The sequence below is a fragment of the Carboxylicivirga fragile genome (genome assembly GCF_050589805.1).
GTDB lineage: Bacteria > Bacteroidota > Bacteroidia > Bacteroidales > Marinilabiliaceae > Carboxylicivirga > Carboxylicivirga fragile.
Window position 1 is genome coordinate 60,782 of sequence record NZ_JBNGOY010000008.1, and the last position, 15,479, is coordinate 76,260.

At 36.3% G+C, this 15,479-nt stretch carries 10 protein-coding genes; 5 read left to right on the top strand and 5 right to left on the bottom strand.

Going from position 1 to position 15,479, the window contains the following annotated elements:
- Positions 1 to 193: 193 nt before the first annotated feature.
- Complete coding sequence (locus ACRD7B_RS04845) at positions 194 to 1,777, top strand: hypothetical protein (protein WP_430823347.1); 1,584 nt, start codon at positions 194 to 196, stop codon at positions 1,775 to 1,777.
- A gap of 891 nt (positions 1,778 to 2,668) precedes the next feature.
- Here ACRD7B_RS04845 and ACRD7B_RS04850 read toward each other — a convergent pair.
- The 5 genes from ACRD7B_RS04850 to ACRD7B_RS04870 form a co-directional block, all read right to left on the bottom strand.
- Complete coding sequence (locus ACRD7B_RS04850) at positions 2,669 to 2,950, bottom strand: hypothetical protein (RefSeq protein WP_430823348.1); 282 nt, start codon at positions 2,948 to 2,950, stop codon at positions 2,669 to 2,671.
- Between the two features lie 599 nt (positions 2,951 to 3,549).
- Complete coding sequence (locus tag ACRD7B_RS04855; RefSeq protein WP_430823349.1) at positions 3,550 to 6,249, bottom strand: CHC2 zinc finger domain-containing protein; 2,700 nt, start codon at positions 6,247 to 6,249, stop codon at positions 3,550 to 3,552.
- A gap of 41 nt (positions 6,250 to 6,290) precedes the next feature.
- The gene (locus tag ACRD7B_RS04860) at positions 6,291 to 7,409 is read right to left on the bottom strand and encodes a hypothetical protein (RefSeq protein ID WP_430823350.1); all 1,119 of its coding nucleotides are present in this window, start codon (positions 7,407 to 7,409) and stop codon (positions 6,291 to 6,293) included.
- 327 nt (positions 7,410 to 7,736) lie between these two features.
- A complete protein-coding gene (locus ACRD7B_RS04865; protein ID WP_430823351.1) occupies positions 7,737 to 7,958 on the bottom strand; it encodes a hypothetical protein in 222 nt (73 codons plus the stop codon).
- A 71-nt stretch (positions 7,959 to 8,029) separates the two neighbouring features.
- Entirely contained in the window at positions 8,030 to 8,263 is a 234-nt protein-coding gene (locus ACRD7B_RS04870; protein WP_301200411.1) for a DUF4248 domain-containing protein, read from the bottom strand.
- 690 nt (positions 8,264 to 8,953) lie between these two features.
- Between ACRD7B_RS04870 and ACRD7B_RS04875 the strand changes: the two genes are divergently transcribed.
- The 4 genes from ACRD7B_RS04875 to xylA all read left to right on the top strand — a co-directional run bounded on the left by ACRD7B_RS04875 (position 8,954) and on the right by xylA (position 15,194).
- On the top strand, positions 8,954 to 9,943 hold the full coding sequence (locus ACRD7B_RS04875) for a GntR family transcriptional regulator (RefSeq protein WP_430823352.1): 990 nt from the start codon (positions 8,954 to 8,956) through the stop codon (positions 9,941 to 9,943).
- Between the two features lie 64 nt (positions 9,944 to 10,007).
- The gene (locus ACRD7B_RS04880) at positions 10,008 to 11,483 is read left to right on the top strand and encodes a xylulokinase (RefSeq protein ID WP_430823353.1); all 1,476 of its coding nucleotides are present in this window, start codon (positions 10,008 to 10,010) and stop codon (positions 11,481 to 11,483) included.
- A 76-nt stretch (positions 11,484 to 11,559) separates the two neighbouring features.
- Positions 11,560 to 13,791 (top strand): glycoside hydrolase family 3 C-terminal domain-containing protein, encoded by a 2,232-nt coding sequence (locus tag ACRD7B_RS04885; RefSeq protein WP_430823354.1) that lies wholly within the window; start codon positions 11,560 to 11,562, stop codon positions 13,789 to 13,791.
- 86 nt (positions 13,792 to 13,877) lie between these two features.
- Complete coding sequence (xylA, locus tag ACRD7B_RS04890) at positions 13,878 to 15,194, top strand: xylose isomerase (RefSeq protein WP_430823355.1); 1,317 nt, start codon at positions 13,878 to 13,880, stop codon at positions 15,192 to 15,194.
- The last annotated feature ends 285 nt before the right edge of the window (positions 15,195 to 15,479 follow it).

The window sequence follows — 15,479 nt, forward strand, 5'->3', positions numbered from 1 at the left end:
TCAAATTTTTCAACGAACTAGTTAGGTTTCATAACAGAAAATCAAAGATAGAGTACCCCTTAAGGCAAGTCAAGGTTGCTACAGTAAAATACAGTAAAATACAGTAAAATACTATGCTCAAGAACTAAGGCTACGGTGGAATTAAGCTAAGGATAATTTATTATCTTTGAACTGTGCTACAATGCGATATACAATGATGCCAACGACACTTCCTTCAGTAAATGAGATCAATAAACAGATAGAAAAACTATGTGCAAGCGAGGAATTTAAATCTAAGCTGCTTATTTGCAAGCTATTAAGGTATCTGATTAAGGAAACAATAGAGGGGAGAGAAGATAAGTTAAAAGGATTTACCATTGCAATTGAAGTATTTAATAAGGATCACCACTTTGACTCGGATAAGGATCCACTGGTAAGAATACATGCAGGTAGATTAAGAAGGATGTTGAAAATGCATTATGCGGGGATAGGGAAAAATGATCCCATTAGAATTGATATTCCAAAAGGAAGATATATCCCCTTCTTTTCATTTAATAACCCATCATTAGATGAACAGATTGGTACCACCATAGCACAAAATAATTCCACTCTAGGCCCCACGGTGGTCGTATTACCCTTTAAAAACCTTGCCGGTAATGCAGATAAAGATTATTTTGCTCTTGGCCTTGCTGAAGAACTTTCTGTTGAACTCACCAAATTTGAAGAGCTAACCATATTTGGAAGCACCCCTTTTGCGAATCAAAATATTTCTGAAGCCGATAAAAATGAATTTATTATAAGTAAAGGCATCCGCTTTATTATTGATGGAGGTGTGCATTGGGCCGGTAATAAAATAAAACTTTTAGTAAAACTGACAGACACCTTAAAGGGTGAGCAAATTTGGGCTGACCGATACACAGTCGAATTAACACCTGACAACATTTTTGAAGTTCAGGAAAAAATTTCAAGTGAGGTTTCCTGTATTCTGGGTAGCGAATATGGTATTATTTTACAGCGTTTATCTCTAGAATCAAAGCGAGTAAAGCCAAAAGATATTGACACCTTTGATGCGATTTTAAAATTTCATTATTACCAGGCGTGCCAATCACCGGAAAGTGCAATGCAGGCTTTTACTGCTTTACAACACGTCTTAAGTAAAGAGAATGATTCGGGCTTAGCCACTGCAATGTTGGCGGGTTTGCATGTCTCTCTGTATTTATTGGATATGCCAAATGCTGCATATTCACTTGAACAATTGCATATCCTCTCAGAAAAAGCATTTAAACTTGCCCCAAATAGCTTCATGGTTAGGCTTGTTCTTGCTATAAAATATTTTATAAATAATGAAAAAGATCGTTTCCTAAATGAAGTTGAAAAATGCCTTTCGATGAATTCAAAATCCCCGCTTAGATTGGGTAATGTAGGTCAATACCTTTCGCTTTATGGAGAATGGGAACGTGGAAAACTTATTTTGGATAGAGTAATGCAAATGAATGTTAGTTACCCAGCATATTTATTAGGGCCAACAACTCTTTATTATTATCGGAAAAAGGAATATGACAAAGCTTTGAAAGAGGCTAATCAATACGATACTCCCTTCTGGGGCCCAATGCTTAAGGCAGCAACTTTAGGGCAATTAAATAGGCTTTCTGAAGCGGAAGTCAGCATTGCCCACCTAAAACAATTAAAACCAAACTTTGAAAATGAAGCAACTTATTTAATCAGTCGATTTGTTAAAGAGGACGAGCTTGTAGAACATGTAATTGAAGGACTTAAAAAAGCTGGGATGATAATTTAAAGCTATCATAAAGTTATTCAGCACCTAAAATTACAACAAACTCCTTAGCATAGCTTTCCCAAGCAACTTTCAATTCATCCTATCTTTCTCGATATTGACTAACAAGTTTTGTGGTTTCTACAGGGTCAATTATATGCTGTTACAAGCCATACAGTATATGATTAAGGTGTATTTACAAGAGTGATGTTACAATTAATATTTTGGCATTTCTAGTAGTTACCAGGAAAAACTGCTCTTTTGCAAACTTCAGCTTGTAGATTGGCATTGTGCAGTTTGCAATTATACTGTTGTGTGTTGGATTCCCTTTTATAAGGAGGAGACAAAATATATATCGTTTTAGCGATGAACTTATTGCGTAGTGTTAACTTCTTAGGAATAATTAAGTTAATGCTTATTAAATAAGCAAATGATAATCTTTAAGCATTTTATAAGCTGTCACGTCCTAAAATACAGCTACAGGTTAAAATTAAATTGTGCTACATTTTTAAATACCATATTAGGTGTTTTATAATCTAATTATAAATGTAATCTTTTGTTGTTATAATTGTTAATTGCATTTTTTGTAGCTTTCTTGCGCATGCAAAGTGCTATAGGAGCATTGGTCAAGATTAAATATTTTCCTTAAATATACCATCAACTCTCTCAGCAACTGCGTTTTTTTATGGCAGTTTTTTTCTTCGGTCATGCTAATTAGGATATTTTGTTTTTTTAGTATTTCTACATAAGTATGACTACAATACTGAACACCTCTGTTAGAGTGATGTGCTATTCCGGACGCTGACCGAGCGCCTTCCAGGGCCATTTTTAGGGCTCGGAGACACCCAGTCAGCTCCAGCGAGTCACTGATGTCCTATTCTACTATCTTTCGTGAATGCAAATCAGTAATAAGAGCTAAATGGCAAAGCTATTAACTGTGTGTATATCGGTAATATCAGATACCCAGACTTGATTTGGCCGAGTTACTTTCATATCCTTAATCAAGTTATTATACTTGTGGAAATAAAGATATGAGTTCGTTGGTTTAGCAAAGACTCTTTTCTTAGAAACAAGCATATTACTGTTTCTTAAAGTATCAAATAAGTAGTCTCTGATAACTTTCATATTTTCAATCACTAATGCTTCTTCTTTAGCTGCATGTAGCTTTCTTATGCCACCTCTCCTACGTCTCGGCATACAAATAAATATTTAAGCGAGAATATTAATACTAAAAATATAATGAGATATCACATATTAAAAAAGAAATGAGTTTTTTTTCTTTCCGAATAAAACTGAAACTTGGGAATTTCATATTAAAAAATGGTTCTTGCTTGCCTATCTGACACTCAAAAAAAAAATGTTAACTATGTTAACCATGTTAACCACACCTGTAAATTGCAGTAATTCTGTTGCTTAATGGTTAACACAAGCGCAAATCACATGTTAACTTGTGTTAACTGTTTCAAAAACGCTTACTATTTAGAGCTAATAATAAAGAATTCAAATATGTAGGTGTGTTAACCATGTTTACCTCATGTTAATCGATAAGAAACTACAATACAGTAAAATAGCATGTTTGGTTAACATGGTTAACATAGTTAACATAGTTTATAATTCAACATCTTATCAAGTTTAATAAGGACAAAAAAAATACCGATTAAAACGGTATTATACCGATTACCAAATAAAATGAGTCTTAAATTCGCTCTACTCTTTAAGTCTCTTTATTTGTGTATCGGCATTAACAATTGTAATTTTTAAATATCGCTTAAAGCTCTTTGAAAAAACAATTTGTATTATAAGTTCAGTTCTACAGCATTTATTATTATTCCCATTCCTTCGGGTATATCTTCATATTTAAACCGATAACAGCTCCCCAAAGGTTTTTTATTAATTGCCTTGTCTCTCGACTTCTGTGTTGTATTTTGAATGAAAGATGTATTGCCTTTTGATGTGAGTAATGATTTTAACGAGTTTGCATCCAAATCGTTTAATCCGTTCTTTTTCACATATTCCTTGTAATATGGAAACAGGAGAGGAAATTTAATAAACAGGTTTTTATTTACCGGGTCTTTTAAATAATGTGTGCTTACTTTAATCTCACTTTTAGGTTGGCTCAGTTTAAAAGCAATGGCTTCCCAAAATATGGTGACATCTTTAATGGTACTGGCCATCTCATTTTGCTTAATTGTATTCTCAATAACGGACTGTTTGTATGTTGAATAATCAAATGGTAGCTCCAAATTGCTTTGTAATAGCTGAACAGGAGTTAGCAATAAAGCTATATGCTTAATCTGTCGGTCAGATATTTCAGTAACAGTCGTTATTTCCGGTTTAAGTTCGTAAAAGATAGCATCAAACGCCGTTTTAAACTTCGATTCAATAACATTCCGGTACTTTAGAAGTTCCCTGGTTATGTTACAAAAGCCTTGTTCTTTCTCTTTTAATAGGGTTTTATAAGCTTGGGTGCTTTCATCTGAAAACTTATTGTCCTCAAAATGCAGTACAATCATTCTGGCAAATAATGCAGCTTCTGATGTGGGCAGCTCGTTACCATCTACCATACAGGCAGAACTAATTTCAAGCGTTGTGGTTTTATTATCGTTACTTTTTTGAGCCATAGTGTATAGCTCTCCATCGTAACCAGTTTTGAAGACATCAACCGTTTTCTTATCAATGGCATTGGTGTATTCCTTTAGATAATAAAGTGCATTATTTCGTTGTGTAAGCGAACGAGAAAAACCTTTATCGGTTGAGTTTAGTAATGATATCCCATGATTAGGCTCGCCAAACAGATGTAGAAAAAAGTTGACAAAGTTTGATTTCCCGGCTCCCTGGTCTCCAAACAGGAACAGGAATGGAAAAAACCCTGTCAGTTCAAGTATAAAATCACGATACAAGGCAAGTATGATGAAGGAAATACCAATTGCGCCATTAATACCATAAGCTTTATAAATCAGCTCCGACCATTCTTTAAAATTCAGGTTTCCTGCTTTGTATGTAAATTTTCGTTGTCCGGAATAGCTTTTATCATCAAGATTGGTGTATGCAAATGGAGGTAAATAATAGGCAGATTTACCATGATTCACAATACCGAGTTTGTCTGGATAAAGCAATTTATTGTCATGGGTTATTGTAGCATCCGCAAAACAATAGGCTTTTGATTCTTGCTGATAACCCAGCTGATTTACAGCAATGGCATTTTTTTCATTATCGTAGAGGTAAGTAAGGATAGTGTCAAGATTTTGGGTGTTCCCAAAGAAAGTTAAACCACGCTCGGATATACTACGAATTACTTTCTTAAACTTATCGAGGTTAAGCTCAGAACTTGTTATTTCATTTACTGTAATCTCTCCTGTATTTCGTTGAAACTTAATCAAGCGTTTGCTTTCCTTTGTGCCATCCATTAAGTGATAAACTGAATCCATCAAAAAGTTGGAAAGCTTTCTTTCAACAGGTTTGCTTTTATGAAACTCATTGGCATAGTAGCATCCATTTTTCTTATAAAAGTTGTATTCTTCGATGTCGGTCAGTTCATCAATACTGAATTTTGGAATAGGCTTATTAATAATATCTTCCCAAAGCAATTGGTAATTATTCATGTTTTGAAGAAAATCAACAATTGTTTTGTCTTGAAGTAAATCATTGGCATCCTTATTCCCCGGTAATATCAACCTACGTAGTGATTTAATGTCAAATCGGTTGGATAAAATAAAATCTTGATAATACTCCGCACATTTATTTCCTGCACTATCGTTATCCATTGCTAAAACAACGATTTTTCCTTCAATATACTTTTGTAGGATTTTAGGATTCTTGATTTTATTCTCTGTGGAAAACAAAGCGATGGATGAACAGCCTTTCATTGATAGAGCATTTACAACGCCCTCCTGTATGAAAACAACATCATTATCGGGATTGTACATTTTATCATAGATGCTGCCGTTTAACGTTCCGTTATTTTTTGCTTTTGGCTTACCCTTTGTAGGATTAATCATCCTGCGGTTAATGAGTTGATTGTTGGCATCAGTAAAAACAATAGCATCTGCGTGTGAATCGTACCAATAACTATTGTCAGGCAAATCATCTATAAAACTAATTCCACGAGATTTTAGGTAATCGGCAGCAGTTTCTTTAGGATTGTTTTTTATGGCAAAAAGCATTTTGTCGAAAGCACTTGTAACATTCTGTGATGGTTGAAACGTCTCTTTTATACCAAGATATTCCTCCTGTAAATATTTGATAGCCTTATGTTCGTTCCAACCTGAATTTAGAGAAATCAAGAAATCTATGGTGCTACCACCGGAACCACATGAAAAACATTTGTAGAAATTATTTTTCTTTTTAATGCTAAAAGCTGGAGACTGATTCGTGCCTTTACCGCTACCACAAAAAGGACATTTTTCCAATTGATTGGTTTTATTGAAGCAAGTTCCGGTTTCCTTTTCAATAAGAGCTTTTATATCAATTTGCTTTACTTTTTCAATTGTTTGCATCTGCATTATTATTGAGCCATAAACTGGCTGTTTAAATCCTTTTATTCTTCTTTCCCTGTGCTTTCATCATCTTCCTCAATGGTCAAACGCTGTTTTTCCTTTTCGAGATGCTGAACCATGCTCTTGGTCAGCTCTTTGCTTTCCATGCAATTGCCAATTATTGTTATCATGTAAATAGCAAATTGAATATCGCTTTGCTTGAGTGCTTTTGCAGTATCATTTATGGCATTAAAGATTTGTTTTTGCTGTTCTGTTTTTGGGACTGGCATCTCTTCTACGTCAACATCGTGTTGGGTAATGGAAGAATGTCCTTGCAATTCTTCATCCTCTTCAACAAAACCCAGGGCAGCTTGCAACTCATCTTTTGATAAACCCATTAATTCGGCAGCCTTTGGGCTATTCCCAAGTATCTTACTACCGATGCCTGATAGTACACCCGTTGCAACCCGTTTTAATAGTTCCGTGTTTGAATATCCGGCAAGTCGGGTTTCAAGCTCGGACACCTCAGTTTTGTAAGCCGAATTTGCTTTTTCTAATTCCTGATTTTGGTTTTTTAGGCTATCTCGCTCAGTAGTTATTTTATGCAACTGCTTTTTCAATGTGCTGAGTTCGGTTTCCTGTTTGTAATCGCTGAGTTTTTTCTCAAACTGCATCAAGGTGTTTTCATACCGGGAATTATTGACAGCACCCAATAATCCGGCTAAACCATTTAAGGTATTACCGTTGTTTTCATTATCAGCATCATTACCTGTTAATGCGCCGAATAGCATATTGAGGTTTTCAATACTTCCCAATCCACCTATATTTCTACTGAACTGGTATTTTTTAATAGCCATATCAACCGCTTGTTCTATTTGTGACTGATTTGTTACAGGTTTCTCAGTTTTACTGTTGTCATCTAAATCAATGTTGTATCGTGTAACTAATCCGGCTTTTGGACTTTTACCACGATAAATATCTACTTTGATATTACCGCCATCTTGCTTGACAATATCTTTAGCCGATTTCATGTTCTCATTAAAAGCCTCGATATTATTGGTTCGGGGTACAATCAGTATATGTCCTGAATTGTCTTCGACTAATATTTCATAAGCGTAAGTTGCGTTTTCTTGCAAATTCCGATAAATGGCATCTTGTAAATTGCTATGTTTTTCCTTCATTGTTGCATTTTTTTATGTTGTACTCAATTCTTATGGTATTAAAAGCTATTGGTCGGGCACATTTTTCTATAAAAAGTTATTATGACCTACTTTGCTGCGATTATTACCTATTGTGAGCAATTAAATTCTACTAAACAGCTACTTTTCTAAGTGTTGCAGCTATTAATAGTGACTACTCATCTATTATTTTTTAAAACTCCATTTGTGATTTTCTCTTTGATTTACTTCTAATAGACTTTTCAATACTATTGAGCAAAAGAGTGGGGTTCTTAACGTATTAGATTGAAACTATGGGTTATTAAAAACAACCCACAGCTTACCATTGCCTTACTCATCATCTTCTTCTGAGTAAACCTCGTCCAGGTCTTCTAAATGGTCAATCATTTCAAGAATTGCCTGGCTGTGTTCCTCTGGGTCGTAATCTACTTTAACAAGGATTTCATCATCTTCATTTGTGCCAATGATTGCACCTTCAAGTTCGTACTCTCCCAATAACCCGGCAAATTCAACCATCGAAACTGCCGAAACATTAAATGTTCTAATCTTCATAATTTTAAATTTTAATTAAACAAAAAATTGACTACTCATTTCGGGGCGGGATTATTGTTTAATATGGAATATTACAGCTCCTCAAACTCTTCTGGCTCAACACAGAAATGTTCAAGTATTAATAAAAGCTGCTGTTTGTTGTAGTAGTGTCGTTTGGTATGACCAGCTTTAGCAATTTGCCTTTTTAAATCAGGGCATGTATCTATCTCACGCCTTAGATGCTGCATGGCAGATTTAATTGAGACACTATTAGGATATAACTTTGTTACTAACTCTTGCTTTAATATTGTTCTGCGATTTATCATAGCGATGAATTTTATTTAGATAACTGAAATATTTTTAGAGGAATTGACGGTGAGAATAGAATACAAGTGTAGAACCTTGATATTTCGGATAATAAATCGAAACATAAGGCAACAAATCAAAAAACACTTAGGGACTATAAACACGAAAAGCCCCTGAACGGAGCTTGTTTTAAAAGAATCGGCATGTATTTTCGGCATAATTATGAAAATTACACCCTTGACAATTAGCTGTAGCAAATATATAATTTTAGCCGAAAATTCCTGAAAGTTTTCGTTTGAATTTATTTGAAGTGGATTGATTAACATATCTCGGACTTTAATAAGTTAATCAAGTACTCCGCTAAGGATTACATTAGAAATTGCCTCTAAATCTTCAAGTATATAGTTCGAAATTTGACCGCTTGGGTTCACATTACAAGAATTCAAATTGTATCAAAAGCCTGTAAATCGCACGATTTACAGGCTTTTCTTATGAATAAGTTAAGTTTTAACTTTCTTAACAATACTGATCAATATTCGAGTTAACTCCTGATTAGCAACTATCATTCTCAACCAAAACCAGTTGTTAAACAACAAAGTAAAAAATACTTTTTCTGCTACCACCATAAATTTTAGCTAAGCCAGTACTCTATCTCTACAAATAATCATATCTTTGACCCGATCAGAACAGAACACTTTAACCAGGAAGCAATGTTAAAATTCAATATTAATACCAACAGTGAAATTCCTAAATTTCAACAGATGGTAGATACAGTTACAAATGCTTTAGCCGAAAATAAACTGCATGAAGGAGACCAACTCCCATCGGTAAATGCCATTTGTAAAACCTATAAATTATCGCGCGATACCGTATTTAAGAGTTACGGCATACTCAAAGAACAAGGCATCATTGAATCAGTGCCAAATAAAGGATACTTTGTTGCTAAAGAGGGGCAAAAAGTATTTCTTTTCTTGGATACATTCAAAGCATATAAGGAAGTACTATATGCTGAATTCGTGAAAAATTTAAATAAAAACACCATAGCTGATGTTCATTTCCACCATTATAACATTGAGTTATTCAAAAAGCTAATTACCGAAAGTCGTGGGCGCTATAGCAAGTACATTATTATGCCATTCGCCCATAAAGATGTAGCTGATATTGTTAACCTATTACCACCAAACAAAACACTCATAATTGACTGGAACACAAATATAAACAAGGTTAAAAATAAACTATATCAGGACTTTAATACCCCTGTTTCAAAAACCTTGCAAGAGGCTGACCATCTACTAAAAAAATACAAGCGCAAAATAATGGTCTATCCCTCCTTTACCTACCACCCTATTATAACGGCACAGGCATTTGAAAAGTATTGTAAAGACAAGGGGTATGAACATTATAAACTAACAAATGAAGAAGAATTAAGTGTTAGAGCAGGTGACATGTATTTTTGTGTAAGCGACAGAATGTTAGGCCATATATTAGAACAGTGTAAGGAACGTAAACTTGAACCAGGAATTGATGTTGGCATCTTATCGTACAACGAAACACCCATGAAGAAATTTATTTACAAGGGTATTTCCGTTATTTCAACTGATTTTAAATTAATGGGACAACAAGCGGCTGCCTTTGCTTCCAACGATATTGAAATGGACTTTTGCGTACCAACAAAAATATTTTTTCGAGAATCATTATAATGGTGATTCTTTTTTTTATAGATTTGCACCATACCACAACAGAACAGTATAGAAATATAGAATTATGTACTCATTAGGATTCGACATAGGAAGTTCATCGGTTAAAGTTGCATTGTTAGATGTAAAAACTGGCAAGGCTGTTAACTCGGCTTTTTACCCAAAAGAGGAAATGGCTATTTCAACACCTGAGGCAGAATGGGCAGAACAAAATCCATCGGACTGGTGGTCTAACTTAAAATTGGCATTATCAGATGTTCTGAAATCTTCAAACATAGATAAAAAAGACATCAAATCAATTGGCATCTCATATCAAATGCATGGTTTAGTATGCCTTGATAAAAATGGTGAAGTTCTGCGCCCATCAATCATATGGTGCGATAGTCGTGCCATCCAATATGGAAATACAGCATTTGAAGAAATTGGCGAAGAGCATTGCCTGTCACACATGTTAAACTCACCTGGAAATTTCACGGCTTCTAAACTTAAATGGGTAAAAGAAAATGAACCTGAAGTATTTGATAAAATTGATAAGATAATGCTTCCAGGCGATTACATTGCCTATAAGCTAACTGGAGATATCGTTACAACCAAAGGTGGTTTATCAGAAGGTATTTTCTGGGATTTTAAAACGCAAAGCGTATCAAAAGAGCTTCTTGAAAACTATGGCTTTAATGAAAATATTATCCCAACTATTAAGGAAACATTTGAAGTGCAAGGGGTTTTAAGCGGTAAGAGCGCTAAGGAACTTAATTTGAAGCTAGGTACTGCAATTTCATACCGAGCCGGCGATCAACCTAATAATGCCTTGAGCTTAAATGTACTTAACCCAGGCGAAGTGGCTGCCACAGCTGGAACATCTGGTGTAGTTTATGGCGTAAGCGATCAACTGAAATACGATCCTGCATCACGCGTTAATACCTTTGCTCACGTCAATCACACAAACTCAGACAATCGCTTAGGTGTATTGCTTTGCATTAATGGAACAGGCATTCTGAATTCGTGGTTACGCAAAAATGTAGCAGCCGATTTGAACTATGTTCAGATGAATGATGAAGCAATGGCTGTTAAACCTGGTAGCGATGGTTTGCTAATTTATCCTTTCGGAAACGGCGCTGAACGAGTACTTAAAAATGAAAATCCAGGAGCTACGGTAAAGAATTTAAACTTCAACCACCACAGTCGTGGACATATGCTAAGAGCTGCTCAAGAAGGTATCGCTTTCAGTTTTAAGTACGGAATGGAAGTAATGGAGCAAACAGGTATTGAAACTAAGGTGATTAAGGCTGGCAAAGCCAACATGTTCCTCAGCCCTGTTTTTCGACAAACATTGGCTGATGTTTCAGGTTCGACAATTGAGTTGTACGAAACAGATGGCGCCTTAGGAGCCGCACGCGGTGCTGCTTATGGTGCCGGATTATATGAGTCGCTTGAAGAGGCGTTTGCATCATTGGAAAAGGTACAAGTAATAAAACCCATTCCTGAAAATTCAGATACTTTAAAAGCAGTGTATAGTCACTGGAAATCTAACATTGGCTTATAAGCTGCTTACATTCATCCTTAAAAAATATTTGCATAAAGCATATTGATCAAGAACACTAACTAAATACGGATTCACTATGAAGCAATCATTAATCATTGGCATCATCACAACAGTATTTACAATAAGCTGTAGCGCACCAAAGCAAAAGACAAAAAGCAACAATCAAGCTTCATTTCCTGATTCTTTAGCTGGCACCTTTCTTGATCATCGCATTGATATTGAAGAAAGACTCAATCTTATTATCAATGAACTTACACTAGAGGAAAAGTGCGCTCAATTAATGCATGACGCCCCAGGAATTGAACGTTTGGGTATTAAACCCTACAACTGGTGGAACGAAGCTCTTCATGGTGTGGCCAGAATGGGGCGCGCCACCATTTTTCCTCAGCCCATTGCTATGGCATCTACTTTTGATCCTTTATTAATTGAAAGCGTGGCTTCGGCCATATCTGATGAAGGAAGAGCAAAATTTAACATCGCTCAAAAAAATGGCAACTATCTGCAATATGCTGGCCTAACATATTGGTCGCCTAATGTTAATATCTTTCGTGACCCTAGATGGGGACGCGGAATGGAGACTTGGGGTGAAGATCCTTTTTTAAGTGGAATACTTGGTGGTGCTTTTGTTCAAGGAATTCAAGGCTACGACTCCACCTATCTTAAGGCAGCAGCATGCGCCAAACATTATGCAGTTCACAACGGTCCTGAAGGTTTAAGACACAGCTTTAATGCCTATTCTTCGCCCAAGGATCTTTATGAAACCTATTTGCCAGCTTTTAAAATGCTGGTAACTGATTATAATGTGGAAGCTGTTATGTGTGCCTATAACAGAACATTGGATGTACCTTGTTGTGGTAGCACCCTGCTGCTAACAGATATCTTACGAAGCAACTGGGGTTTTAAAGGGCATGTAATGTCCGACTGTGGTGCCTTGGCAAATTTCCATGGACTGCATCAATATACAAACAACCCCAAAGAGTCATCAGCAGAAGCAATAAAACACGATGTAAGCCTCAACTGCGGAACAACATATAAAAATCTTGTTGAAACAGTAAACGCAGGTTTATTAAGTGAAGTTGATATCGACCGCAACCTTCGTTTACTATGGCGAACACGTTTTAAGTTAGGCTTATTCGATCCCTATGGCGATAACCCTTATAATAACTTAGGCCCTGAGGTAGTAAATAGCAAACAGAACATTGATCTTGCTCGTCAATCTGCTCAAAAATCAATTGTTTTACTAAAAAACAATGGCGCACTACCCCTCAAAAAAGATATCAATCACTTATTTGCAATAGGCCCTTTGGCAGCAGATGTTGACGTTATGTTGGGTAACTACAATGGTATGTCTGGCAATGTGGTTTCGGTAATTGAAGGTATCGCCGGAGCGGTAAGCTTAGGTACCCGTTTTGAATACCGCCATGGCTTTTTATTAAGTGAAGAAAATAAAAACCCTATTGGTTGGGCAATAAGTGAAGCCCGAGGTGCTGAAGCTTGTATTGCTGTAGTAGGGATTAACACGCTTCTCGAAGGAGAAGAAGGCGAGGCTATTGGGTCGGCTCATAAAAGTGATCGTTCTGATTTGAAGCTTCCAGGCAAGCAATTAGATTACTTAAAACAAATACGTGAAGGACAAGATAAACCATTAATTGTAGTGGTAATGGGGGGCAGCCCAATTGCTCTTGAAGAGGTGCAGGAATTTGCCGATGCCGTAATCATGGCCTGGTATCCAGGAGAACAGGGCGGTAATGCAATTGCTGATATCATTTTTGGCAATGCAAGTCCAACAGGCAAATTACCAATTACCTTTCCTAAATCAATTGAACAGCTACCTCCATATGAAGATTACACCATGTATGGACGTACCTACAAATACATGAAAGAGGAACCACTCTATCCATTTGGATTTGGCTTAAACTATGCCGACCTAAACTTTTCAAACATTGAGGTTAACAAACAAAACTATCAATTTGGTGAAGCCATTACAATAACAGCAGATCTTAATAACAAAAGTGATTTTGATGCCGAAGAAACTGTACAGTTATATGTTTCTGCACTGGATGCACCATTTCCTGTACCAACATACGACCTAAAGGGCTTTAGAAGAGAAAATATTAAAGCCAATGGCAGTACTCAAATTAGTTTTACAATTGATTCATCAGACCTGTATAATATCGACGAAAATGGTGAAGAACAATACATTAAGGGTAAGTATCGCTTTTATATAGGAAGCACCTTACCGTCGCAACGAGCAGTTGATTTAGGTGCACCTAAATCCGTTTCTATTGAAATTGAATTAAATATTTAAATAAATACACCGGAGACTTGAATCTAATTTAACATTTCGGATTTACATAAAATGCGATTCGGTCTCTATTTTTAAAATAACAAATTATGGCAACAGGTAATGAATTTTTTCCTGGAATCGGGAAAATAGCTTATGAAGGCAGAGAGTCAAAAAATCCATTAGCTTTTAAATGGTACAATCCCGAGCAAGTGATTGCTGGAAAAACAATGAAAGAGCACATGCGTTTTGCAATTGCTTACTGGCACACTTTCTGTGGCGATGGTGGCGACCCTTTCGGACCAGGCACACAAATCTTTCCTTGGAACAAAGGTGCTGATGCAATGGATAAGGCCAAGTTTAAAATGGATGCTGCCTTTGAATTTTTTACCAAAATTGGTGCTCCATTCTATTGTTTTCACGACACCGATGTGGTAGGAGATGGTACTGTTTTTGAAATTGAAGAGCGCCTATCGAAAATCATTCCTATAGCACAACAATATCAAAAAGATTCGGGTGTAAACTTACTTTGGGGAACTGCCAATGTTTTTTCGAATGCTCGATACATGAACGGCGCCTCAACCAATCCTGATTTCACTGCTTTGGCACATGCCGGAACACAGGTTAAAAATGCCATAGATACCACCATCGCTTTAGGTGGACAAAATTACGTTTTCTGGGGAGGTCGCGAAGGGTACGTGTCGTTACTAAACACGGATATGAAAGCGGAAAAAGAACACATGGCTCAGTTTTTAACAATGGCACGTGATTATGCTCGTAAAAATGGATTTACAGGTAACTTCCTTATCGAACCAAAACCAATGGAGCCATCGAAGCATCAATACGATGTTGATGCTGAAACAGTGATTGGATTCCTACGTCATTATGGTTTAGATAAAGATTTTAAACTAAATATTGAAGTTAACCATGCAACTTTAGCTCAACACACATTCGAGCACGAATTACAATGTGCGGCTGATGCCGGTATGCTTGGAAGCTTGGATGCCAACAAAGGTGACTATCAGAACGGATGGGATACGGATGAATTCCCAACAAGCATACCAGAAACTGTTCAAGCCATGATGGTAATTCTTCAGGCAGGTGGTTTGCAAGGTGGTGGTGTTAATTTCGATGCTAAAACTCGTCGTAACTCAACCGATCTTGAAGATATCTTTATTGCTCACGTTTCAGGTATGGATACTTTTGCACGTGCATTGGTTATTGCTGACGACATTCTTACTAACAGCGAATATCCTAAAATGAAGGCCGATCGTTATGCATCATTTAACACTGGCTTAGGTGCTGAGTTTGCAGCTGGCAAGTTATCAATGGAAGATCTTCGCAAGATTGCTAAAGAAGCTGGCGAACCACAAATGATAAGTGGTAAACAAGAGCGTTATGAGCAATTAATTAACATGTATATTTAAAAAGGTAAATAGTTTGAAGTCAGTAGGCAGAAGTGACGTAAAGCTTCAAAAGTAAAGCCATAGGCGAACAATCAACTACGGTCTACGGACTTTCGACTACGGACTATAAAAACATTAACTCCCGAAAGGTGTAAAATGAACTACAACTGTGTTCGATTCGTATTGCAAGATACATTAGAGCATGGTTGCATTTTAAATAAAAACAACACAATTGTAGTTCGGTCTTCAAACGCGCATCTTTCGGGAGTTTTTCATCTAGCTTCTAGCAATTCGCAGCTAGTGGTT